The sequence below is a fragment of the Micromonospora sonneratiae genome, from assembly GCF_042679305.1.
GTDB lineage: Bacteria > Actinomycetota > Actinomycetes > Mycobacteriales > Micromonosporaceae > Micromonospora_H > Micromonospora_H sonneratiae.
In genome coordinates, this window is record NZ_JBHTMP010000010.1 from 1 (window position 1) to 21,214 (window position 21,214).

The following is a 21,214-nucleotide window of genomic DNA, read 5'->3' on the forward strand; positions in this document are numbered from 1 at the left end:
CGCAAGCGGGCCGCGCCGCCCCGACCCCGGCCTGCTGGCGACCTCCGGCCGGCATCGGCCGGGCCGGCCGGCCACGGGGGCTCCGCCCCGAACCCCGACCCTCCTCAGAGATGCCGCCGCAGATCACCTCGCCGGGCACCACAAGGGCTACCAGCCTCCCCGGACAGGGTCCAGATCGTACGTCCGGTAGGGCGCTCCACCTGGACCCTGTCCGGGGAGGCTGGACGGTCTGGCAACTGCCCGGCGAGGAGATCCGCTCTCATCACATGGCCGCTTACATCCGCCCGACCGGCTAGCGCAAGAACACCACGCTGCATAGATCGGCTATCTGGCCTCGGCTTTGCCAGTCGTTGCGGACCGGGTACGGGATCTTGAGGACACGAGTAGCCCATGGCAGGCTCGTGCCGTATGAACGATGAATTCGCGAAAGCCAACCTGCACGGGAGACTGCGGCGGGACCGCAAGGCGCTGCTCTGGAAACTCGACGGCTTGTCCGAATACGACGCCCGCCGACCTTTGACAGCGACCGGGACCAACCTCCTCGGCCTGGTCAAACACGTGGCCACCGTCGAGGCCCGGTACTTCGGCGAGGTTTTCGACCGCCCTTCCCCGGAACCGCTGCCCCGGTGGCAGGACTCCAACGGCAACGATTTGTGGGCGACCGAGGACGAGACCCGCGATCAGATCATCGCGTTCTACCGGCGCACGTGGGAACACTCGGACGCGACGATCAACGAGCTTCCCCTCGACGCCCCCGGTCACGTGCCGTGGTGGCCGGAGCCTTATCCCAACACGAACCTGTTCGCCATCATGGTCCATGTCCTTGGCGAGTCCATCCGGCATGCCGGGCACGCCGATATCCTGCGCGAGGGCCTCGACGGCCGGACAGGGGTGCGCGCCGAAAACGAGCAGCAGATCGACGAGGAAGCCCGTGCAGCCTACTGCGCGAAGATCGAGCAGGTGGCCAGGTCGGCCGCAACAATCATGGCTTAGGGCCTGTCGCGCGCGGCCGGCAGCAGTCCTCATCTAGTCCTCAAGAGGTCGGACCACCGACGCTGAGAGATGCCGACAGGTATTTCCGCACGTCAGGCCAATCGAGGCCAGGTAGGCACAGGTCACCAACTTGATCTCGTAACGCGTAGGTCGCCGTGCCAACCACGTGCCAGTAGCCGGTACCCCCGGCGGTCGCCAACGGGCACGAACGGTCCCCACATCCTGCGGCTGGCCTGCCCCACCAGGGCCTTGTCGGCCGTGATCTTCGCCCTTCCAAACTGAGGTTCCCGACCAGGCCGGGTGGCCTGTCACTAGCGGTCATACTTACCGGGTGGCGACCACTGACCTGACGTATGGCGGCGTCGTGCCGACGCTGATCGAGGTCGTCCCAGAGTTGCGCGACGCCTTGGACGAGCACATCCGGGACAACGACGAGATCCTCCCGCATGTCTTCTTCGGCTGTGTCATGGTGCCTTTCGTCTTGAACGCGTGGAAGCACGGGAGAGCCGACGCTCTCGCGCGATGCCTCGCGTTCCTGGATGCTGCTATGGCCAGCCCGGACCCCAGCCTGCGGGAACTCGTGGCGGTGTCCTTCGTTGAAGCCGTCGGGCCCTGGGATCCGATGATGGCGGATTTCATCGCGATCTGGCCGCCGGCCCTCGCCGAGGAAGCCGCCGCACAGGTTGGATAGCGGCAGTGCAGCCATTCGTACAGCCAAGCCGGCTGAAGACGTACGGTGAAGATCGACGCTGCCGGACGCGGTGCGCAGGTCAGCGACGGTGGCCGACGCCAGCCGACAGCAGTCTTGATCTTTGCTAGGTAGGGCTGGCAACTCGTCAGGGGGCTAAGTCAGGCCTTTCAGGACAGGGGCGGCCAGCCAGTGCTTAAGCCATCAGTACGGATCTTTCACCTTGACCGCTCACGACGGTTCGCCGGCCGCTAGCCCCGCTTCGAATGCGGCCAGGAAGTCCAGCAACTGACGCCGTGCGGCATCGTCGTGCGTGCGGTGGTTCAGGAATCTCGACGTGACGATGTGCGAGCGGTCCTCGACCACCTCGACCAGTTCGGCGAGTTGAAGCCGCGCCTCGACCGCCGTGCCCGACCCCACCTGACGGCACCATGCCTCGATAAGGGCGGGATCGGTAGAGACGGCGTCGATCCCGCAGCACGCGCGGACACACTCGATCTCGCAGAAGATGATGCACTTGCTCAGCGGCGATGGTATTTCGACCGACACGTCCGCCATTGCCGCTCCCTACCGCTGAGCCCGCCGCAACGGTGACGGGTAGCCGATGCTAGCGCCGTCACCGGACCACACTCCTACGGATGTGATGGCCACCGGGCCGGATTGTCCGGGTACGGCGGACGCGGCCAGTTGCCAACCTGAGTGGTGCTCCCTGCGGTCGTGCCCGAAGGCGGCCAGCCAAAGTGCACCGCTCCTTGGGTGTTGCGCTGCCCGGGCAGGTGCTCAGCGATGTCTCAACCGCTCCGCTGACGCCGAGATCCACGAGCAGACGGAGCCGTCTCGCACCGACACAGTCCGACAGTCGACCCTTATGCTCGGGAATATGGCAATTCAGCGAATGGACCACGTCGGCATCGTCGTCGACGACCTGGCGGCCGCTACCGCGTTCTTTGTCGAACTTGGTATGGAACTGGAGGGTGAGGCACCAGTCGAGGGACGTTGGGTGGACCGTGTCGTCGGGCTCGACGACGTTCGGGTCGACATCGCAATGATGCGGACCCCGGACGGGCACGGGCGGCTTGAGCTGACAAAGTTCCGTACGCCGACGGCGGTCGGCGCTGAGCCGGAGATCGCGCCGGCGAACACGCTGGGCATACGTCGCATCATGTTCGCCGTCGACGACATCGAGGAAGTCCTTACCCGTCTGCGCACCCATGGCGCCGAACTCGTTGGCGAGCTGGCGCAGTACGAGGACCGTTACCGGCTCTGTTACGTCCGCGGCCCCGAGGGCATCATCGTCGCGCTGGCCGAGCAGCTCAGCTGAAGGCTGTCGAAGAGGCCGTTCAGCCAAGGAACCACCGCGGTAGGCCAGGCTCGGCTTTCGATTGCATGACACTCGACGCCAATGACCCCCGACCGGGGCAGCGCACCTCGGCGAAGGCTTATCGGGCAGTCACGTGGGTTCGCTGCCGGCGGAGCGGACTTCGATGGTGTCGTCAGCCAGGTGGTGTAGCCGGCCGGCGGCCATTGGCGGGTGTTCGGGCTTGTCGCCTAGGAGGGCTGCCCACTACGGGAAACGGGCTCGTCCGTGAAGATCCGGCGGCGTAGGGCGAGGCTGACGTAGACCAGGGCGACGAGCACCGGGACTTCGATGAGTGGTCCGACGACGCCAGCGAGGGCCTGTCCGCTGGTCACTCCGAAGGTGCCGATGGCCACGGCAATGGCCAGTTCGAAGTTGTTGCCGGCGGCGGTGAAGGCCAGGGTGGTGGTCCGCTCGTATCCGAGACCGATGACCCTACCCAGGGCGTAGGAGCCGGCCCACATGATGGCGAAGTAGGCCAGCAGCGGTGCCGCGATCAGGACGACGTCCCAGGGGCGACCGCTGATTGCCTTTCCCTGGAGGGCGAACAGGATCACGATCGTGAACAGCAGGCCGTACAGGGCGATGGGGCCGATCCTCGGCAGGAAGTGCTGTTCGTACCAGGCTCGGCCCCTGGAGCGCTCGCCGAGGCGGCGGGTCAGGAAACCGGCGATGAGCGGGATGCCAAGGAAGACGAGTACGTTGCGGGCGATGTCCCACCCGGAGACGTGCAGCGCAGCGCCGGAAAGACCGAGCCAGCCGGGCAGCACGGTGAGGTAGAACCAGCCGAGCAGGCCGAAGGTCAGCACCTGGAACACCGAGTTGAGGGCGACAAGTACGGCTGCCGCTTCCCGATCGCCGCAGGCGAGATCGTTCCAGATGATCACCATGGCGATGCAGCGCGCAAGTCCAACGATGATCAGCCCGGTTCGGTACTCCGCGTGGTCGGCCAGGAAGATCCACGCCAGGGCGAACATCACCGCAGGGCCGATGACCCAGTTCAGGATCAGCGAGGACAGCAGTAGTCGGCGGTCGCGGGTGACCGTGTCGAGCCGGTCGTAGCGGACCTTGGCCAGCACCGGATACATCATCACGAGCAGGCCCAGAGCGATCGGCAGGGAGATTCCGCCGAGCTTCACCGCCTCCAGGGCGCGGTTGAGGCCAGGGATCAGTCGGCCGAGGAGCAGCCCGACAGCCATGGCCAGACCGATCCACAGCGGTAGGAGTCGATCCAGGCGGGACAGCCGGCCGACGACGGCAGGCGCGATGCCACGTTCCACGACGGCCATCGGTTCAGGTCCCCGCCGGTACGGCGATCTCCAGGAGTGAGCCGAGCTGGCGGAACGCCTCCGGCTTGACCTGGTACCAGACCCAGGTGCCCCGACGTTCCGAGTCCACCAGTCCGGCCTCGCGTAGCACCTTCAGGTGGTGGGAGATGGTCGGCCCGGACAGGTCGAATGCCGAGGTCAGGTCGCAGACGCAGATCTCGGGAACCGAGGCGATCATCGACATCAACCGTAGCCGGACCGGGTCGCCGAGCGCCTTGAACATCGGCGCGACCACGGCCGCCTGGTCCGCATCCAGCGGGCGAACTGCCAGCGGTGAGCAGCAAGCCACCGCTTGAAGATCCACCACCGGAAGAGTCTGCTTCGACATGGGTCTACCTTGACAGATGTCGAAACAGGGTGCAACAGTGGCCCTGCTTCGAAAATCATCTAGACAGGGGCGATCGTGATCAGAATCTTCCGTCGCCGTTACGGCCCCGCTGCCCGGAACGTGACCGTGTGCGACTCCTGCGGGCAGGTCTGCACCCAGGCCTGCCGCGCCAACACCCGCTACGAGCACACCCGTACCGCCATGCTGACCAGCTTCTACGTTCGCTGAACCGCGTAACCACAGGAGGAAACCAGATGTCCCGTGTCCAACTCGCCCTACGCGTGTCCGACCTCGAAGGCTCCATCGCCTTCTACTCCAAGCTCTTCGACACCGAGCCGGCCAAACGACGTCCCGGCTACGCCAACTTCGCCATCGAGAATCCGCCCCTGAAGTTGGTTCTACTCGAAGGCGAGCCCAGCCAGCCCACCGTCATGGACCACCTCGGCGTCGAAGTGTTCAGCACGGACGAGGTCGACGCCGCCACCCGGCGACTGACCGACAGCGGCCTGATCACCCTTGAGGAGAACGACACCGAGTGCTGCTACGCCCTCCAGGACAAGGTCTGGGTCCACGGGCCGGGCAACGAACCCTGGGAGGTCTACACCGTCAAGGCCGACTCCCAGCAACTCCAGAAGCCGACCGAAAGTGCCTGCTGCACCTCGACCGACCAGAAGGAACCCGTGACCAGCGAAACCGCATCGAACTGTTGCTGACCGTCGCGGTGCGCGCCTGAGCGCAATCCGGCATCAGGCGCGCACCTGGCTCGTCACGGAAGCTTCACCGGTGTGCTCGGCCGGGCCGCTGCCGATACTTCGTCGCGCTGCTCCCCGTCCCTGGGCGAAGCAGATCGCCGGCGCGCAGCGACAACTATCGCGGCGGTCGTCACGAGGGTGAACACCACCAACCCCGCGTAGGCGATCAGTGTCTGCCGGTCGAGTCCGGTCACCGGCAGGCCTCGCTTCGCCTGCCAGGTGAGCACCGCGAAGACACCGGTGTAGCCGAGGCCGGCGACGCCGACCAGCCGGGCCCGGACCCGCTCGTCGCGGAGCCAACTGTGACTGGCCGCGAGTACGCCCAGGATCGCGGTGACGAGCAGCAACACCTGGATGGCGTGCATGCCGAAGAAGTGCGGTACGCGAAGGTCGCCGCCGGTCGTACTCCAGTTGGTGAGGAACATTCCGTTGCCGTCGGGGTCGCCGATCCCGTGGCCGCCGTTCATGGACACCGGGTGGCCGTTGGCGTCGGTAACCGTGCGGGGGGTTGCGCCTGCGGAGTTGCTGAGCCAGAGCGCCACGACCATGCTGGCGGCGGCAAGTCCGAGTCCGGCGCGTAGGGCGCGGGCCATGGCACGATCGCCGGTGCGTTGGATCAGGACCAGGACCGCGATGATCAGAGTGATCAGCAGGAGCGGCCCGACGCCGATGGAGAACACCGTCCGCACGGTCTGAGCGACCGGCTCGTCGTTGTTGTTGAAATGGCTGAAGGTGCCGTGAGCCGCAGCGTAGGCGACGGCACCGACGTCCAGCAGACCGGCGACGGCGAAGAAGGTGCCGAGCCACCAACCGAAACGTCTGCCCTTGCTCAGCTTGCTGAGCAGCCACGCCAGTGTCAGGCCGTACACGCCCATGGCGAAGCCGAACTTCATCGGCTTAACCCAGACCGATTCGTCCATGAGCAGGCGATCGTCGACGAACAGACCGACGGCGGAGACCAACGTCAGGGTGAACATGAGTGTCGCGTTCGCCACCAACGGGCGATGCCAGCCGCGCAGCGCGCTGAAACATGTTCCAAGGATGGTCAAGGGATGCTCCATACGAGGATCAGCCGGTCGTAGCTATCTGAACGGGCCGGCCTTGGACGTTGCCGATGTGCCCACCAGCCTCAGCGAATTCGTCCCGCCCAACCATCCGACATGCCCCCGCATGCGTGCGGGGGTTAACCCCCCGGCCGGGCCGGAGGTTAACCCCCGGACCTGTGGGGGTTGATTCGTCGGCGAAGGGCTGAGACATCGACGCGGATAGCCATCCGCCGGTCCGAGACGCGGACTACAGGAGGAGCGAAATGCAGGTGACCATTCGTAGGGCGACTACGGACGACGCTGCGGCCCTGGGTGGCCTCCGGTGGCGTCGGCTGACCGAGCGATCCGGCTGTACCGCTGCGGACCGTACCGCATTTCTGGAGCAGTTTTCGGCCTGGCTGACCGACCATCGCTCGACCCATGTGCCCTTCCTTGCTGAGGTGGGCGATGACGTGGTCGGAATGGCTTGGCTGATGGTCGCCGACCGGGTCCCCGCTCCCACCCGGCGACATCGGCGCAGCGGCGACGTCCAGTCGGTGTATGTGGTACCCGAGTTGCGTGACGGTGGAATCGGCGCGGCCCTGCTGGAGGCCGTACTCGCTGAGGCGCGTCAGCTGGGTCTGGAGCATGTGACCGTCCACTCCAGCGAACGAGCAGTGCGCTTCTACCAGCGGGTGGGCTTCCAGCACGACCAGCGCTGGCTCCGCTGGGAACCGGAGTGAAGCTACAGCCGGCGCCGCCGTACGAGATCATGCTTGGCCGGCAGATGACGGTGCGCTGACACGACCGGATCGGCTACCTGTCGGGGGCGAGCCCGCAGACGTGCCGCAGCCCGGGCCGGCCGTCGAGGACGACCTCACCGACCGGCGTGAACCCGGTACGCCGGAGAGCCGCCAACGAGCCGACGTTGTCCAGCGTGGTCGACGCGATCAGGTGCCGCAGCCCGTACTCGTCGCGGGCCAACCCGCAGACGCGGTGGCGTAATGGACATCGAGCCGCTGTAGTTCAGCCACCGTGCCACCCTAGCGACTCCCGTACGGACGGATCGGAGGAGTTGTGTCGTCGTTGTCGGCAGTTGGCGGGGACGGCCCCGATGAGTACGGTGGCCGTCCCCTCTCCGTCACGAGCCGAGGGCTACGAGGTGGCGTCGGCCTACCAGAGTTGGACCGGAGGATTGGGGACCTTGTGCCAGCCGAAGCCCTCCCAGGCGAGGACCTCGTCGAACCAGAACTTCGGGGTTACGGGCAGCGCGAAGGTCCAGTCGACTCCGTACGCCTCCAGCGCCCGGTAGGTGTGGTCGAGGCAGTTGTTGCCGGTCTTGGTCCAGACCCGGTTGTTGAGGACCTTCTCGGTCGCGGCGCGCGGTTTGGCGTTGGTGACGTCGCGACACTTCATGCTTTCGTAACCGCGGTCCTCGAAGAAGATCCGTACCACCTCGTCGACGGTGTAGCTGCGCATGATCCACACGCCGTTGCCAGGCTTGTCGTTGAACGTCCCGTTCGGGTACGTGACGCTGTCGTTGTCGCCGGAGCCGAGCAGCCACAGGCCGGTGGTGGACACCTGGAACGCGAACGCTACGTGGCCGATCGGTTGTGTGTTCCCGGTGGCGTCCAGGCCCGGAAGTGAACCCCAGTGGTTGTAGAACACGCAGGCCTTACCGGTGGCCAGGGCTTCCTCGGCCTGCCACGGCCTGGTCGGTTCGTCCTGCGGTGCTGGACGGCGTAGCGTCACGATTCCACTGTTCTCGCTGTTGTCGGTGGTCCCGTTGGTGGCGTCGGAGGTCGGCTGCTGGTCGCAGGTGTCGACCTGCGTGTTGATTTCGCCCCCGGTGTCCAGCCATACGTCGGCGATCCAGCCGACCTTGTTGCCGTTGCTGTCGGTGACCCTGTCCCAGTACCGGCTGGAACCACCCCAGCCCTCCACCAGACCGGGGCCTTCCGCGTAGCAGGCGACGGTGAGCCTGTCGCCGTACGCGGCGGTGCCGACCGTGTTCCCCTGCGGGCTGTCCCGCAGATTCGCAGTTGGCTGGGCCATGACCGTGCCGGTTACGGACCTCGACTGGTCGGCCGAGGCGGTGTGCATGCCGATGAGCCCCGCGGTGAAGCTCAGCAGGACCGCCGAAAATCCGATCGCCGTGTGTACGAGTCGCCGTCGGTGGGGCCGGGCTGGTTGCAGTTCGGGTGGAGCCTCCATGGAATTCATGGTCACCACGATCGAACCGCTTTCCGGCAACCAACAGACGTTGCAGGCCGCAAGCGCGGCAATCGCCGCAACCACCGGATCCCGCCGGGCAACAACATGGGCGAAACCGCGCAACAACGCCGGCGAACCCGGGCAACAACACGGACGAAACCGCGCAACAACGCCGGTTGAGCAGGGACGACGTACCTGGCGCTGGTGCTCCACAATGGATCCGTTTGGCCGCCGTCGGTATGGTTGCGGCGGCACCTCTCCCCGTTGTCCGGTGTGCTGAATGGAGGTCCTGGTGACATCCGACGAACCCACCCGGCCGCTACCGGACCCTGCTGCGATCACCAGCAAGGAGGAGCTTGCCAGGCAGTTGGCCCTACTGCCCGGATACCAACGGCACAAGGTGTCGTCGCTGGCCCGGTCCTCCGGCTACAGCGAAGGATCGGTACGCAACCTGTTGCAGGGCCGACGGGTTCCCGCCCGTAACTCCATGGCCGTTGTTGCCCGGCTGCTTCGCACCCTGGGCGCCGACGAGGCCACCGCCACCGGATTCCTCGATGCGATCCGCCGCCTCCAGGAGGAGCAGGAAAAGGCGCGGACCGCGCCCGCCCCGAGCACCAATCCCACCGCTGGTACGGCTCCGAGCGAGGGTACGGCTCCCACCGGGGACGGCACCCCTGCGGTCACGTCCACTCCGTCCGAGCCCGTCGTCGGCACGCGAGTGGACGATCCGGTCGAGGCCGCCCGGATCGACCAGCAGTTGCAGCGGATCGAGGATGCCCACGCCGGGGTTGCGGGTCCCAGCCAGCCACCGCCGGTGCCGCCCCGCCGAGCCGGCGGCGACCCCGATCATCTGTATCGTCCCGGCTGGTGGCGCAGCGTACTCGTTGTGGCCGCCGTCCTGGTCATGGTGTCGTGCGGCGGACTGACGGCGTACAAGATGGTCGAGAGCTACAACGACCCGGGTGAGCAGCCATCCGCCACGCTGCCGCGACCCACGACGACCTTCGACGACGCCCCGGCCCTGCCGGAGCCGGCCCCATCATCGTCGGCGTCCCCGAGCGCAGCGTCCGTACCCCCGACGAGCCCGGCGATCCGGACCCCGTCGGCCGGTGGCACGGCCAGGACCGAACCAGGGTCCCGACCGTCACCGACCCGAGCGTCGCAGCCGACGGCCGTGCAGCAACCGCAACCGATCACCTTCCGCATCACCGCCACCGACGGCGTGTTCGAACGTACCGAGCCCCGCACCGAGGCGTCCCGCGGCGCAGCGCACAACTATGGCGCGAGCGTCGGCATTCTGTGCCAGGTGAACAACGGCGGGTGGGACGGCCAGCACTACGCCTCTGACGGCAGTCAGTTCCGTACCTGGGCGAAGCTTTCCAACGGGAACTGGATCTACGACTACTGGCTCGACACCCCGCTCGTTGCTGCGGACGGCTACTCACCCGGCATTCCGCACTGTTGAACCGGAGCTGGTCAGGGACCGGTACTGGCCGACCCGCTGTCGCTTTCCCTGGTCCGTCCTCGGTAGCAGGCGGTACGGGCTGAGGCGACGACCTGCGGTTCTGCAGCCTGTGCCCGTACCACCCGGGCCTCGGCCAGCACACAGCTCTCGGTGCTGCGCAGGACGTTCCCGAACACCGAGGTTCCGGCGTACGGCATGGCGAAGTTGGCCCTGCGTCCGTCCGCCGGCCGGACGACGTCGACGTGCACGACCGTCTCGGCCGGCACCGGGCTGTTCCCGTACGGCGTGAACCTCGGCCAGGCCGCACCACATCGGGGCGAGTAGCGCAGTTCCAACGCTCCTATCGGACGCTGGTCATGGACCATCTCGACATGGTCCAGCGACAGGACATCGGGGAAGGCCGCGCAGCCACTGTCCTTGGGATCGGCTTCGTCCGCCACCACCAGCCCGGTGTCGGCCTCCGGCTGCGGCTCGGGCCCTGGTCCGTCCGCGACGGCAGCCGCGCCCAGCACGATTGCCAACAGTCCGGCCAGACCACCGGCCAGCAGCCAGAACGGTCGCCGGCCCGGGTTGGCGGACGAGGTGGTCGTGGCCGTACCGGTCACGGTGGCAGCTCCGCCCGCCAGGTCCGCTGCCCTGTTTGGCTGGTCCGCCTCGGCCAGGTCCGCTGCCCTGTTTGGCTGGTCCGCCTCGGCCAGGTCCGCTGCCCTGTTTGGCTGGTCCGCCTCGGCCAGGTCCGCTGCCGTGTCCGGCTGCTCCGCCTCGGCCAGGTCCGCTGCCGTGTCCGGCTGCTCCGCCTCGACCAGGTCCGGGGCTACCAGGCGTGAAACGTTCTCCCAACGTTGCCGCCAGTGGAGCGGATCGCCCTCGCAACCTTCCACGTACGCTGCGACGGTCTCCCAGGTCGGCAGCCGTCGACCCCCTGCCGCCTCGGTCAGTACGGTTTTCGACTTTCCGGTCCGATGCGCCAGGGTGGCGTACTTGGGCATGCCGGCTGATTCGCGTAGCGCCCGCAACTCGGCGGCGAAGGCCTGGACCGGGCCAGCCTGAGGATCAATGCGTCGTTCCGGTCGACCCATCGCAAACCAACCCCGCTCCGTTGTCCGCATTGATTGTCCTACCTGGACCAGGGGTGTCGGGACAACTACTGAACGGCTAGACAGGACCTGCCCGGCCGGGCTCCGGATCAGCAACCACGACCAAGAGGAGGCATCAGTGCGAAGGTTCTTCCCTGCCGTCCTGGTGGCGGCCCTGGTGACAGTCGGGGCGCTCGTCGGCGCATCGCCCGCCCAGGCCGCCACCTGTAATGGTGCCAGCTGCTACGGCAAGAACCCGTACACCGAGGGCTGTGCCGGTGACGCGTACACGCCCACGGGGGCGGCCTTCAGCTCAGCGGCCGGCTACGTCGAGTTGCGCTACAGCCCGAGCTGCAACGCCAACTGGGCCAAGGTCAGCAACTCGTACGCCGGGGCCTGGCTCTACGTACAGAACCAGTACGGCCACTCGCAGCAGACGTACGTGCCGAGCGGAGTGACCGGCACCTACACGCTGATGGTCACCGGCGAAACCGGCGCACGGGCCGGCAACTCGCACAGCTATACCGGCTGGTACTAGCCGCATCGGCCCGTCGTGGCACCACCCGTGCCGCGACGGGCCACCCGGCCGGCCCGGAACCCCACCTTGACTTGAACGGCGGTTGAGGTCGGAGAGTTGTGTGGTGTCGATCGGGTTGTTGTTGAGCCGGGTGATTGCCCGTGGGGTGGTACGGGGCGGACCTGACGGTCCAGCCGTACGAGTATTGGCTGCATCGGGCGTCGAACCGGCCCGTACCGTCGGGACCGCAGGGTGACGGCGACCGAGCCGGCAACGCTGGCCCCGGCGGCACCCAGCCTGTTCACCGGACGGTTCCGGGCGTTGACGGTGGGTACGGTCACCCTCGTTTCACTGCTGGCGTTCGAGTCACTGGCGGTCACCACCGCGATGCCGACGGTGGCCCGCTCCCTCGACGGGCTGGCGTTGTACGCCCTCGCCTTCGGTGGACCCTTTGCCTCCGGGGTGGTCGGCATGGTCGTCTCTGGCATCTGGAGCGACGCCCGTGGCCCGGGGACCCCGACGCGGCACGGTGTGCTGTGGTTCGTGGTCGGCCTGCTGATCGCCGGCAGCGCACAGAGCATGGGGTGGGTCGCGGCCGGCCGGATCGTGCAGGGCTTCGGCTCGGGTCTGCTCTCGGTGGCGCTGTACGTCACGGTCGGTCGGGCGTACCCCGAGGACCTGCACCGCCGGATCTTCGCGGCGTTCGCGGCGGCCTGGGTGGTTCCGTCGCTGGTCGGTCCGGCCATCGCCGGTCTGATCGTGCAGTACGTCGGCTGGCGCTGGGTCTTCCTCGCGGTGCCCGTGCTGACGGTGCCGGCGATGCTGCTGATCCAGCCCGGCCTACGGCGGATCGACGCCCCGGTCTCCGGCCCGAGGACGGCACCGGGAACGTTCCGACGCATCGCCTGGGCGTTCGGGGCGGCGGTGAGTGCCGCGCTGTTGCACTACGGGGGGCAGCAGCGTGGCGCTACGGCGGTGGTCCTGCTGGCCGTGGCCGTCGTCGGGCTCGGTCTCTGTGCTCCCCGGCTGTTGCCGGCCGGTTTTCTCCGGCTCCGGCGTGGGCTACCGACGGTGATCGCACTGCGCGGTCTCGCCTCGGCCGCATTCGCCGGAGCAGAGGTGTTCATTCCGTTGTTGCTGTCCCGGGAACGGGGGCTGTCCCCGGCTGCCGCCGGATTCGCCCTTGCCGCAGGGGCGCTGGCCTGGTCCGCAGGGTCGGCGTTGCAGAGTCGGTTGACGCAACCTAGGTTGCGGGCGGCCCTTCCCCGGGTCGGGATGCTCTGTGTCGCCGCCGGGATCGGGTTCGTCGCACTGACCGTGTCGGAGTCGGTTCCCGTACTGATCGGTATCGCCGGCTGGGGCGTCGCGGGGGCGGGGATGGGGATGGTCTATCCGACGCTGTCCGTACTCACCCTCGAACTGTCCGCACCGGGTGAGGAGGGATGTAACAGTTCGGCCCTGCAACTGGGCGACTCGCTTTTCGCCGCCACGGTTCTTGCCTTCGGGGGTGCGATGTTCGCCGCGACGACCGTGCCCGGGGCCGGGACCTACCTCGCCGGGTTCGCGGTCGCCGCCGGGTTGGCACTCCTCGGTGCCGTCATCTCGGGACGGGTCGACCCGCGTTCGACGACCTGACCGTCCCGGCGTACGCCGACGTGACCGTGTCCCGGGCGGTCGGTCTGCTGTCCCGGACCGGTGCCGGCGACCATCAGCCGATCTGCCGCTCGGGCGGCCACGAGGCGTACGCCTGGTCCAGGACGTCGATCAGTCGGTCGTACGACCGGTCGACGTCCTGCGGCAGTCCGAAGCCGCCGGCCATCTCCAGTGAGACGAATCCGTGCAACGCGCTACGCAGGCCGCGGGTGGCGTCCACCAGTTGATCGTCGGAGAGTCCGTAGCCGGCGAGGATGGCGTAGACGACCCGTACGCTCCGTTCACCTGCGGCGACATGGGCCGCGTCGGCGGCGTCGGGGGCGCGCAGCGTGGCCGCGTAGCTGCCCGGGTGTTCCCTGGCGTACGCCCGGTAGGCGTGGGCCAGCGAACACAGTGCGTCCCGGCCGGAGCGGCCCAGGGCGGCCTCGGTCAGCCGGTCCGTCAACTCCGTCAGGGCACGAACGGCGATCTGCCGCTGGAGTGCTTCGAGGCCCCGGATGTGCTTGTAGAGGCTGGGCAGTGCGACACCGAGCTGCTGGGCCACGGCGGCCAGGGTGAGTCGGTCGAGGCCGACCTGGTCGGCGATGCGGGCCGCCTCGGCCACGACCTTCTCCGGGGTCAGTCCGGCCCTAGCCACGGCCGTGCACCCGGTCGAGGAAGCGGACCAGCGCCGGGTTGACGATCTCGGGATATTCGGCCATCGGATAGTGCCCGGAGTTCGGCACCAACAGCAGTTCTCCCTTCAGACGGTCGGCGACGAACCGACCCTCGGCGGTGGCGTCCGGGAAGTCCGGGTCCTTTTCGCCCATCACCACGAGGGTAGGCGTGTCCACCTGACCCAGACGTTCCTCGGCCGGCCGGTGGCTGGTCCGGGTGGTCCGTACGAAGGATCGCCAGTGATCGCCTCGGCGCAGGCTCTGCTGGATGCGGGCCAGGTGTTCGGTCAGGTCCGCCGGGGGGCGACCGGGGTAGAGCGTGCGGTAGTAGGCCCGCCATGCGGCAGGTCCCCATGGCTTGGTCAACAGCAGTCTGAGCAGGAACGGCATGAGCGGATTGCCCTGTGGATCGCGGACGAACGGCCCCAGGAGCGCGAGGCCGGTGACCTTTGTCGGTTCCTCGGCGGCGGCCCAGACCGACGCACCGGCTCCCATGGAGGAGCCGACGATGGTTGCCGGCTGGCCCAGGTGGTCGATCAACGCCAGCACGTCGGTGCCGGCGGCGACATCGTCGTAGCTGGTGAAGCCGTCATCGCTGTCGCCGTGTCCGCGCAGGTCCATGACGGCGACCCGGTAGCCGGCGTCGACCAGGGCGGGCACGGTGAACCGGTAGGCCGAGCGCAGTTCACCCATGCCGGGCAGGGCCACGACGAGCGGTCCGTCGCCCCGCACCTCGTAGGCGATCCGACCCGTACCACGTTCCAAGTAGCTAACGTTCATAGCTTAAAAGCTAATGGCATTAGCTTTGCTCGTCAAGTCCAACACGTACGGGCGATCCCGGCCTGGCCGAGAGATTTTCTGATCCCCATGCGCCCTAAAGTTGCCGGTATGTTCGAAGTCTTTTTCGTGTTGGTTCTGTACGTTTTCGGATTCATTCTCCTTTACGGGGTGGTCCGCCTGGCCGTGAAGCACGGCATCGAGGACGCCACCCATGCGCGTCATCGGACGGTCACACCGGAAGAGGTGTTCTTCCCCGGGGGCTGAGCTGCCCGCCGAGGTGGGGTGGTCGGGATGGTCGGTGCTGCCGGTGCGAGGATCACCGTTGTGATGGGATCCCTGCGGACCGAGCCCGCCCGTACCCGCCCCGAGCTGCTGGCACCTTCGGTGGCTGCCGCCGTCGAAGGATGGCCGGCCGATGCTGCGGTGGCTGTCGATTCGGTGCTGGTTGCTGCCATCGACGCGGACCTCGCCGACACGGCCGCCTTCTGCGCGGCGTACGACGTGGGGCTCGACGCCTCGGCCAACTGCGTCGTGGTGGCCGGTAAGCGGGAGGGGGAGATCCGTTACGCGGCCTGCGTCATCCTGGCCACCACCAGAGCGGACGTCAACGGCGTGGTACGGCGACAGCTCAACGTACGCAAGGCGAGCTTTGCGCCGATGGCGGAGGCAGTGGAGCTGACCGGAATGGAGTACGGCGGGATCACGCCGATCGGGCTACCGGAACAGTGGCCGATTCTGGTCGACCCACGGGTGGTCGCCACGCCGTACGTGATCATTGGATCCGGGTTGCGGCGTAGCAAGATCGCGTTGCCCGGCCCGGCGCTGGCCGCGCTGCCGGGTGCTCAGGTCATCGAGGGCCTGGCCAGACCGGTCGACTGAAGGTCCAGGGACCGGTCCGGCCAGACGGCTGTCGATGTTGTTGCACGTGAAACCAGGTCGGCTGGGTGTCTGGAGCCAGGTCGGCTAGCTGCCCGACTGCTCGCGGGCGGCCACCTCGGTGAGGGCGGAACGCAGCACGTCCGGCTCCTGGGCGCCGGTGACGGCGTACTTTCCGGCCAGGACGAAGGTCGGCACGCTGGTCACGCCCAGCGCCCGCGCGTCGGCCAACCCGGCCCGTACCTCGGACTCGCCAGCCGTGGAGTCGAGGAACTGCCGTACCTCGGTCTCGTCGAGGCCGACCCCGGCGCCGACGGCGGCGAGCGCGTCCCGCGACCCGATGTCGACGCCGTCGGTGAAGTAGGCGCGGTAGAGCGCCTCGACGGTCCCGGCCGCGTGGCCGCGCGAGTCGGCGAACCGCACCAGCCGGTGGGCGTCGAAGGTGTTCGCCGTGACCGCCCGGTCGAACCGCAGTTCCAGGCCATCCCGGGCGGCGACGGCGGTGGTGTGCGCAAGCATCTGCTCGGCCTTCTCCGCCCCGCCGAACTTCTCGGCGAGCGACTCGACCAGCGGTCGCGGCTCGGGGACGGGTGACGGGTCGAGCTGGAACGGCCGGAACTGAACCGTCACGTCCCCTTCGAAGGACTCAAGGGCGCGCTCCAGGCGGTGCTTTCCGATGTAGCACCACGGGCAGACCACGTCGGCGTAGATCTCAATCTCCATGACCGGAGACAACATCGCAGGTCAGCTGATCTGTTCCCGGACCTGCCTCTTGAGGCGGGCGAGGATCGCCGTGCCCCCGCGTACCCGCAGTGGGCTGATCGCCTCCGCGAGCCCCATCCGCTGATAAAGATCATCCGGTACGGCCAGCACCTCGTCAGCGCTGGCGCCCGCCAGCCCTTCGGCGAGGATGCCGGCGAAGGCGCGGGTCGTCGGTGCCTCGGGTGGGCAGTCGAACCAGGTGGTGACCGTACGGTCGGCGGCCACCTCGGCGCGCAGGAAGAACACGGTCTGGCACTCCGGCACCTGTTCCATCCCGGTCCGGTCGGCCAGCGCAGCCGGCAGCGGCGGGACACTGTCGGCGAACTCCAACAGCATCTCCAGCACCACGTCCCGAGGTGCGGACGCGAACTCCTCGACTATCCCGGCGAGCTTCGGCGGCATGGATTGAGACGGCGTCGACCCAGGTGACATGGCCCCAGGCTACCGGCGCCCCGTTGCCGCATCCTCCCGGTGAGTGGCATCGGCACGGGCGTCCAAGGAACGACGAGTCGATCCCGACCGACCCTGACGCCACCCAGGGACATCGTCTTCCTGACGCGCGGGCGGGACCCGGGCGGACGGTATCGTGTGCGATTGCCGCATACGCGAGAGGTGAACAGGTGAAGGCCACTGAGCTGTCGATTTCCGGCGCATGGGAGTTTCTTCCGCAGCAGTTTCCCGACGACCGTGGCAATTTCGTCGTGTGGTACGACGCCAACGCGTTCGCCGATGCCCTCGGCTTCGAACTCACCGTCGCCCAGACCAACCACAGCGTCTCGCGGCGGGGGGTCGTCCGGGGCGTGCACTGGGCCGACGTGCCGATCGGGCAGGCGAAGTACGTCTACTGCCCGCAGGGCGCACTGCTGGACATCATCGTCGACCTGCGGGTCGGGTCACCGACCTTCGGGCAGCACGAGGTCGTACGCCTGGACACGATCGACTTCCGGGCGGTCTACCTGTCGGAGGGCCTCGGGCACGCGTTCGTCGCGCTGGAGGACGACACGGTGCTGAGCTACCTCTGCTCGGCCCGGTACGCGCCGGCCCGTGAGCGGATCGTGAACGTACGCGACGAAGAGTTGGCGCTGCCGCTGCCCACCGATGTCACGCCGATCCTCTCCGAGCGGGATGCCAACGGGCCGGGTCTGGCCGAACTCCGGGACGCCGGACTGCTGCCGTCGTACGACGAATGCCAGCGGTTCTACCAGTCCCTGCGGACGCAGGCGTAGACCTGCTACCGGAAGTGGTGGGGTCGTCCGGTCACCCTGCGGCGTCTGGGCAGGCCCACCGCACCGGCACCGGCCAGCAGCCCGAGGGCCAGTGACCCGATCATCCGTACCCCGGTGGTGTGTAGCAGGAACGCGCCCGGCAGTCGCGACGCGACCATCGTGCCAGCGATGGTGACACTGGCCGCGACCGTCCAGAACAGCGCCGGCTGGCTCGGGGCCTCGGGGGGAGCACCGTGCCATGTCCGCAGGAGCCCGCGACGCCCGATGTGTACGGCCAGCGCCAGCGCCGCCAGCGCACCGAGCACGGTCGAAGCCGCGTCGAATACGGGCATGCGCTCGGTCAGCCGGTCCCACACCTGGTGGGTTGCGGCGGCCAGCACGGCTGAGGCGGCACTGACCACGATCGCCGGGCGGGAGCGGCCCAGTACGCCGTAGTCGCGTAGGGCCAGCGAAGCGGGCCAGGGCGGCAGGTGCACGGCGATGGTCGGGGCGGCCCAGCGGATGAGCACCCCACACAGCAGGGCGACCGGCAGGCAGAACAGGATCAGCCCGGCTGGTTGGTGCGACAGGGGGAACACCGGTAGGCCGGAGCCGTCGAGGGCGTACGCCAGATCGGGTGCCGCCGCGCCGACGACGAGGGCGACCCCATCGAACCAACGTGGCCGCCAGAGCTTGAGCGGCAGCGGCAGCGCCGCGTGTGAGGGGAAGGTCAGCGGCATCGCCGTAGGTTAACGCCGATGATTCCGCTGGTGCCGCATCCGAAACCAGAGATCATCGATGTCGTGGCCCCGGGGGTCGAGTGGAATGTCGGTGCCGCCACTCGTTGGCAGCCCTGGGAGGACCGGAGCAAACTGGCTGGCACACTCCGACAGGAGGACGGTGGCGATCGGCAGGGAGGTACGGGTGCGCTGGCGCAGCTATGTGGCGGTCGGGGACAGCTTCACGGAGGGCATGAACGACGCGTATCCGGACGGCACCTATCGCGGCTGGGCGGATCTGGTCGCGGCCCGGCTGGCTGTCGAGGCAGGCCCGGAGTTCGGCTACGCGAACCTGGCGATCCGGGGGCGGCTCTTCCCCAACGTGGTGGCCGAGCAGGTGCCCGCCGCGCTGGCGATGCGCCCTGACCTGATCAGCTTTGCCGCCGGCGGCAACGACGTACTGCGCCGCAACTTCGACGCGCATGCCCTGGTCGAACGCTTCGACGAGGTGATCGGCCAACTGCGCGGTACCGGAGCCGACGTACTGATCTTCCGGTTCGCCGACGTGATGGCGCGCCTGCCCGGTCAGCGACTCGTGGCACCCCGGGTGTCGATACTCAACCAGGCACTGGGCGAGACGGCCGAACGGCATGGCGCGATCCTGGTCGACCTGTATGCCGACGACACGTTCCTGAACCCGGTGCTGTGGAGTGAAGATCGGCTCCACCTGTCGGCCGCCGGGCACCGGCGGGTTGCCGCCCGGGTGCTGAGCGCCCTCGGACTGCCCCCGGACGAGCAGTGGTTGGTCGTACCGCCACAGCCGGCACCGACGCCGTGGCTGGCGGCGCGCGGTGCCGACCTGCGTTGGGCCGGTCAGCACCTGGCGCCGTGGATCAAGCGCCGGTTGACCGGGCGCTCGTCCGGCGACACGGTCACCGCCAAACGCCCGGTGCTGGCGCCGTTCACGGACTGAGCCGGGCACGGCGGCGTACCGTGGGGTGATGGCAGTGCCCAGCGACCCCGCCCCCGCCCTTCAGGCGTACGCAGACCCGCAGCGGCTGGTCACCACCGAATGGTTGGCCGCCAATCTGCACACGGACGGTCTGGTCGTGGTCGAGTCCGATGAGGACGTGCTGCTCTACGACACCGGCCACATCCCCGGCGCGGTCAAGGTCGACTGGCATCTGGAACTCAACGACCAGGTGACCCGGGACTATCTCGACCCGGCGGGCTTCGCCGAGTTGTGTTCCGCCAAGGGCATCAGCCGGGACGACACCGTCGTCTTCTACGGCGACAACTTCAACTGGTGGGCGGCGTACGCGCTCTGGGTCTTCTCGCTGTTCGGCCACGCGGACCTGCGGCTACTCGACGGCGGCCGGCAGAAGTGGATCGCCGAGGGCCGTGAACTGACCCGGGAGCGGACCAGCCGGCCCCGGGCCGACTACCCGGTCCCCGAGCGCAACGATGCACCGCTGCGCGCCTTCCGGGACCAGGTGATGGCCCACATCGCGGCGGCCCGACCCCTGGTCGACGTACGCTCGCCCGCCGAGTACACCGGCGACATGCTGCACATGCCGGACTACCCGCAGGAGGGGGCACTGCGTGGTGGGCACGTCCCGGGTGCGGTGAACATGCCGTGGAAGTCGGCCGCCAACCCCGATGGCACGTTCAAGCCGGTCGACGAACTGCGGGCGATCTACGCCGACCAGTTGGGCCTGGCACCCACGGACGACGTCATCGCCTACTGCCGGATCGGTGAGCGGTCCAGCCACACCTGGTTCGTGCTCCGGCACCTGCTCGGCTACCCGCAGGTACGCAACTACGACGGTTCATGGACCGAGTGGGGCAACCTGGTCCGGGCCCCGGTGGTCCGGGGCGACCGGCCCGGCGGCCTGCCCCGACCCTGACGTCGGTTCCATAGTGGCTGGCCTCTGCCATATTGGCCAGATGCAGCCCCAGCCCCAACGCCCCCCGCGGATCTTCTACTGCACCGACATCCTCTCCGGTCGGGCTTCGCTCGACGGTTATCCGTTCCGCTACGTGCTTCTCCGGCCGCCGGTCTCCTCCGTGTTCATGGCCGGGCCGATCAGTGGCGATGCCCAGGTGACGGTCGACCAGATGCTGTCCGCCGTCGAGCTGCTGGAGACCCGGGGCTGGGAGCTGGTGAACTTCGAGCAGGGCGGTCTGCTGGCCTTCCTGCGGCGCGCCCGACCGCACTGATCGGTAGCCTGCGGAGATGGGGCAGGTGTGGCGGGACTGGGGTGGCGTGGTCGTGGTGTCGCTGGCCGGCCTGCCGGTGGCTGCCCTGATCGCCCTTCTGCTGGCCCGGCTGCGCCGGCGCAACGGGTTGCCCAACCGTGAGGCGTGGTGGCACAGCGTCGCCGAGGTGGGCATGGTGGTCGGCACGCTGCCCTGGGTGTGGATGATCCTCACCCCGCTGGCCGCACCCCGACAGGTGCATCTGATCCCGCTGCGGGACCTGTTCCTCCAGGTGACCACCACCTCGCCCACGTTCGTGACGGTGCAGGTCGGCGGCAACCTGTTGGTCTTCGCCGCGCTGGGCTTCTTCGGGCCGATCCGGTTCGCCGCCCTGGCCGGGGTGTGGCGACTCCTCGCCCTCGGCGCTGCCGGGTCGGCCCTGGTCGAGACCCTCCAGTTCGTGCTCGACATCGGACGTGTCTCCTCTGTGGACGACGTGCTGATCAACGCGGTCGGCGCGGCGCTCGCCGGTCTCGTGTCCCGGCCGTGGTGGGCATCCCGCGAGCCGGTTGCGGCGGACCGTCGGCCCACGCCCATCGAAGCGGGCTACCCAGGCTGATC

At 68.2% G+C, this 21,214-nt stretch carries 28 protein-coding genes; 16 read left to right on the forward strand and 12 right to left on the reverse strand.

Annotation, left to right across the window (positions count from 1 at the left end):
* Positions 1-408 precede the first annotated feature (408 nt).
* Together ACFQ4H_RS08575 and ACFQ4H_RS08580 are read left to right on the forward strand one after the other, a co-directional pair.
* Positions 409-993 carry a DinB family protein gene (locus tag ACFQ4H_RS08575; RefSeq protein WP_377569026.1) on the forward strand — a complete coding sequence of 195 codons (585 nt, stop codon included), beginning with the start codon at positions 409-411 and terminating at the stop codon, positions 991-993.
* A gap of 331 nt (positions 994-1,324) precedes the next feature.
* Entirely contained in the window at positions 1,325-1,684 is a 360-nt protein-coding gene (locus ACFQ4H_RS08580; RefSeq protein WP_377569029.1) for a DUF7674 family protein, read from the forward strand.
* Between the two features lie 228 nt (positions 1,685-1,912).
* On the opposite strand, the gene ACFQ4H_RS08585 is transcribed toward ACFQ4H_RS08580, so the two are convergent.
* On the reverse strand, positions 1,913-2,239 hold the full coding sequence (locus ACFQ4H_RS08585) for a DUF6331 family protein (protein WP_377569031.1): 327 nt from the start codon (positions 2,237-2,239) through the stop codon (positions 1,913-1,915).
* Positions 2,240-2,561: 322 nt separating this feature from the next.
* Here ACFQ4H_RS08585 and ACFQ4H_RS08590 point away from each other — a divergent pair, with 322 nt between their 5' ends.
* Entirely contained in the window at positions 2,562-3,002 is a 441-nt protein-coding gene (locus tag ACFQ4H_RS08590) for a VOC family protein (protein WP_377569033.1), read from the forward strand.
* A gap of 227 nt (positions 3,003-3,229) precedes the next feature.
* Here ACFQ4H_RS08590 and arsB read toward each other — a convergent pair whose 3' ends face one another.
* Positions 3,230-4,327 carry an ACR3 family arsenite efflux transporter gene (gene arsB / locus ACFQ4H_RS08595; protein ID WP_377569035.1) on the reverse strand — a complete coding sequence of 366 codons (1,098 nt, stop codon included), beginning with the start codon at positions 4,325-4,327 and terminating at the stop codon, positions 3,230-3,232.
* Between the two features lie 4 nt (positions 4,328-4,331).
* The gene (locus ACFQ4H_RS08600; RefSeq protein WP_377569037.1) at positions 4,332-4,694 is read right to left on the reverse strand and encodes an ArsR/SmtB family transcription factor; all 363 of its coding nucleotides are present in this window, start codon (positions 4,692-4,694) and stop codon (positions 4,332-4,334) included.
* 75 nt (positions 4,695-4,769) lie between these two features.
* Here ACFQ4H_RS08600 and ACFQ4H_RS08605 point away from each other — a divergent pair, with 75 nt between their 5' ends.
* On the forward strand, positions 4,770-4,922 hold the full coding sequence (locus tag ACFQ4H_RS08605) for a hypothetical protein (protein WP_377569039.1): 153 nt from the start codon (positions 4,770-4,772) through the stop codon (positions 4,920-4,922).
* 26 nt (positions 4,923-4,948) lie between these two features.
* A complete protein-coding gene (locus ACFQ4H_RS08610) occupies positions 4,949-5,407 on the forward strand; it encodes an ArsI/CadI family heavy metal resistance metalloenzyme (protein WP_377569041.1) in 459 nt (152 codons plus the stop codon).
* 53 nt (positions 5,408-5,460) lie between these two features.
* Here the strand turns inward: ACFQ4H_RS08610 and ACFQ4H_RS08615 are convergent, their stop codons facing one another.
* Positions 5,461-6,423 carry a hypothetical protein gene (locus tag ACFQ4H_RS08615; RefSeq protein ID WP_377569270.1) on the reverse strand — a complete coding sequence of 321 codons (963 nt, stop codon included), beginning with the start codon at positions 6,421-6,423 and terminating at the stop codon, positions 5,461-5,463.
* 338 nt (positions 6,424-6,761) lie between these two features.
* On the opposite strand from ACFQ4H_RS08615, the gene ACFQ4H_RS08620 reads away from it, so the two are divergent.
* Entirely contained in the window at positions 6,762-7,214 is a 453-nt protein-coding gene (locus ACFQ4H_RS08620; protein WP_377569043.1) for a GNAT family N-acetyltransferase, read from the forward strand.
* A 73-nt stretch (positions 7,215-7,287) separates the two neighbouring features.
* Here ACFQ4H_RS08620 and ACFQ4H_RS08625 read toward each other — a convergent pair whose 3' ends face one another.
* The gene (locus ACFQ4H_RS08625) at positions 7,288-7,455 is read right to left on the reverse strand and encodes a GNAT family N-acetyltransferase (protein ID WP_377569044.1); all 168 of its coding nucleotides are present in this window, start codon (positions 7,453-7,455) and stop codon (positions 7,288-7,290) included.
* A gap of 189 nt (positions 7,456-7,644) precedes the next feature.
* A complete protein-coding gene (locus ACFQ4H_RS08630; RefSeq protein WP_377569046.1) occupies positions 7,645-8,694 on the reverse strand; it encodes a hypothetical protein in 1,050 nt (349 codons plus the stop codon).
* 283 nt (positions 8,695-8,977) lie between these two features.
* Between ACFQ4H_RS08630 and ACFQ4H_RS08635 the strand changes: the two genes are divergently transcribed.
* Positions 8,978-10,150: a helix-turn-helix domain-containing protein gene (locus tag ACFQ4H_RS08635; RefSeq protein WP_377569048.1), complete on the forward strand. Its 1,173-nt coding sequence runs from the start codon at positions 8,978-8,980 to the stop codon at positions 10,148-10,150.
* 11 nt (positions 10,151-10,161) lie between these two features.
* Here ACFQ4H_RS08635 and ACFQ4H_RS08640 read toward each other — a convergent pair whose 3' ends face one another.
* On the reverse strand, positions 10,162-11,259 hold the full coding sequence (locus ACFQ4H_RS08640) for a helix-turn-helix domain-containing protein (RefSeq protein WP_377569049.1): 1,098 nt from the start codon (positions 11,257-11,259) through the stop codon (positions 10,162-10,164).
* Positions 11,260-11,365: 106 nt separating this feature from the next.
* Here ACFQ4H_RS08640 and ACFQ4H_RS08645 point away from each other — a divergent pair, with 106 nt between their 5' ends.
* Together ACFQ4H_RS08645 and ACFQ4H_RS08650 are read left to right on the forward strand one after the other, a co-directional pair.
* Positions 11,366-11,764, forward strand: coding sequence for a DUF2690 domain-containing protein (locus ACFQ4H_RS08645; protein ID WP_377569051.1), 399 nt, complete (start codon positions 11,366-11,368; stop codon positions 11,762-11,764).
* A gap of 231 nt (positions 11,765-11,995) precedes the next feature.
* Positions 11,996-13,378 carry an MFS transporter gene (locus ACFQ4H_RS08650; RefSeq protein WP_377569053.1) on the forward strand — a complete coding sequence of 461 codons (1,383 nt, stop codon included), beginning with the start codon at positions 11,996-11,998 and terminating at the stop codon, positions 13,376-13,378.
* A 73-nt stretch (positions 13,379-13,451) separates the two neighbouring features.
* Here ACFQ4H_RS08650 and ACFQ4H_RS08655 read toward each other — a convergent pair whose 3' ends face one another.
* Both ACFQ4H_RS08655 and ACFQ4H_RS08660 read right to left on the reverse strand, forming a co-directional pair.
* On the reverse strand, positions 13,452-14,033 hold the full coding sequence (locus tag ACFQ4H_RS08655) for a TetR/AcrR family transcriptional regulator (protein ID WP_377569054.1): 582 nt from the start codon (positions 14,031-14,033) through the stop codon (positions 13,452-13,454).
* Positions 14,026-14,832 carry an alpha/beta fold hydrolase gene (locus ACFQ4H_RS08660; protein ID WP_377569056.1) on the reverse strand — a complete coding sequence of 269 codons (807 nt, stop codon included), beginning with the start codon at positions 14,830-14,832 and terminating at the stop codon, positions 14,026-14,028. The genes ACFQ4H_RS08655 and ACFQ4H_RS08660 overlap by 8 nt, the downstream gene beginning before the upstream one ends.
* A 108-nt stretch (positions 14,833-14,940) precedes the next feature.
* Between ACFQ4H_RS08660 and ACFQ4H_RS08665 the strand changes: the two genes are divergently transcribed.
* Both ACFQ4H_RS08665 and ACFQ4H_RS08670 read left to right on the forward strand, forming a co-directional pair.
* Positions 14,941-15,096: a hypothetical protein gene (locus tag ACFQ4H_RS08665; RefSeq protein WP_377569058.1), complete on the forward strand. Its 156-nt coding sequence runs from the start codon at positions 14,941-14,943 to the stop codon at positions 15,094-15,096.
* A 63-nt stretch (positions 15,097-15,159) separates the two neighbouring features.
* A complete protein-coding gene (locus ACFQ4H_RS08670; protein WP_377569059.1) occupies positions 15,160-15,711 on the forward strand; it encodes a YbaK/EbsC family protein in 552 nt (183 codons plus the stop codon).
* An 84-nt stretch (positions 15,712-15,795) separates the two neighbouring features.
* Here the strand turns inward: ACFQ4H_RS08670 and ACFQ4H_RS08675 are convergent, their stop codons facing one another.
* Positions 15,796-16,431 carry a DsbA family oxidoreductase gene (locus tag ACFQ4H_RS08675; protein ID WP_377569061.1) on the reverse strand — a complete coding sequence of 212 codons (636 nt, stop codon included), beginning with the start codon at positions 16,429-16,431 and terminating at the stop codon, positions 15,796-15,798.
* Between the two features lie 21 nt (positions 16,432-16,452).
* The gene (locus tag ACFQ4H_RS08680; protein WP_377569063.1) at positions 16,453-16,872 is read right to left on the reverse strand and encodes a SufE family protein; all 420 of its coding nucleotides are present in this window, start codon (positions 16,870-16,872) and stop codon (positions 16,453-16,455) included.
* Between the two features lie 218 nt (positions 16,873-17,090).
* Between ACFQ4H_RS08680 and ACFQ4H_RS08685 the strand changes: the two genes are divergently transcribed.
* Complete coding sequence (locus ACFQ4H_RS08685) at positions 17,091-17,696, forward strand: dTDP-4-dehydrorhamnose 3,5-epimerase family protein (protein WP_377569064.1); 606 nt, start codon at positions 17,091-17,093, stop codon at positions 17,694-17,696.
* Positions 17,697-17,701: 5 nt separating this feature from the next.
* Here ACFQ4H_RS08685 and ACFQ4H_RS08690 read toward each other — a convergent pair whose 3' ends face one another.
* Positions 17,702-18,415, reverse strand: a complete 714-nt coding sequence (locus ACFQ4H_RS08690) for a DUF4184 family protein (protein ID WP_377569066.1) — start codon at positions 18,413-18,415, stop codon at positions 17,702-17,704.
* A gap of 184 nt (positions 18,416-18,599) precedes the next feature.
* On the opposite strand from ACFQ4H_RS08690, the gene ACFQ4H_RS08695 reads away from it, so the two are divergent.
* The 4 genes from ACFQ4H_RS08695 to ACFQ4H_RS08710 are packed head-to-tail and all read left to right on the forward strand — an operon-like array spanning position 18,600 to position 21,212.
* A complete protein-coding gene (locus ACFQ4H_RS08695) occupies positions 18,600-19,367 on the forward strand; it encodes an SGNH/GDSL hydrolase family protein (RefSeq protein ID WP_377569272.1) in 768 nt (255 codons plus the stop codon).
* A 28-nt stretch (positions 19,368-19,395) separates the two neighbouring features.
* A complete protein-coding gene (locus ACFQ4H_RS08700) occupies positions 19,396-20,301 on the forward strand; it encodes a sulfurtransferase (protein WP_377569068.1) in 906 nt (301 codons plus the stop codon).
* A 40-nt stretch (positions 20,302-20,341) separates the two neighbouring features.
* Positions 20,342-20,614, forward strand: coding sequence for a hypothetical protein (locus ACFQ4H_RS08705; RefSeq protein ID WP_377569070.1), 273 nt, complete (start codon positions 20,342-20,344; stop codon positions 20,612-20,614).
* Positions 20,615-20,630: 16 nt separating this feature from the next.
* Positions 20,631-21,212, forward strand: a complete 582-nt coding sequence (locus ACFQ4H_RS08710) for a VanZ family protein (protein ID WP_377569071.1) — start codon at positions 20,631-20,633, stop codon at positions 21,210-21,212.
* Positions 21,213-21,214: the final 2 nt, after the last annotated feature.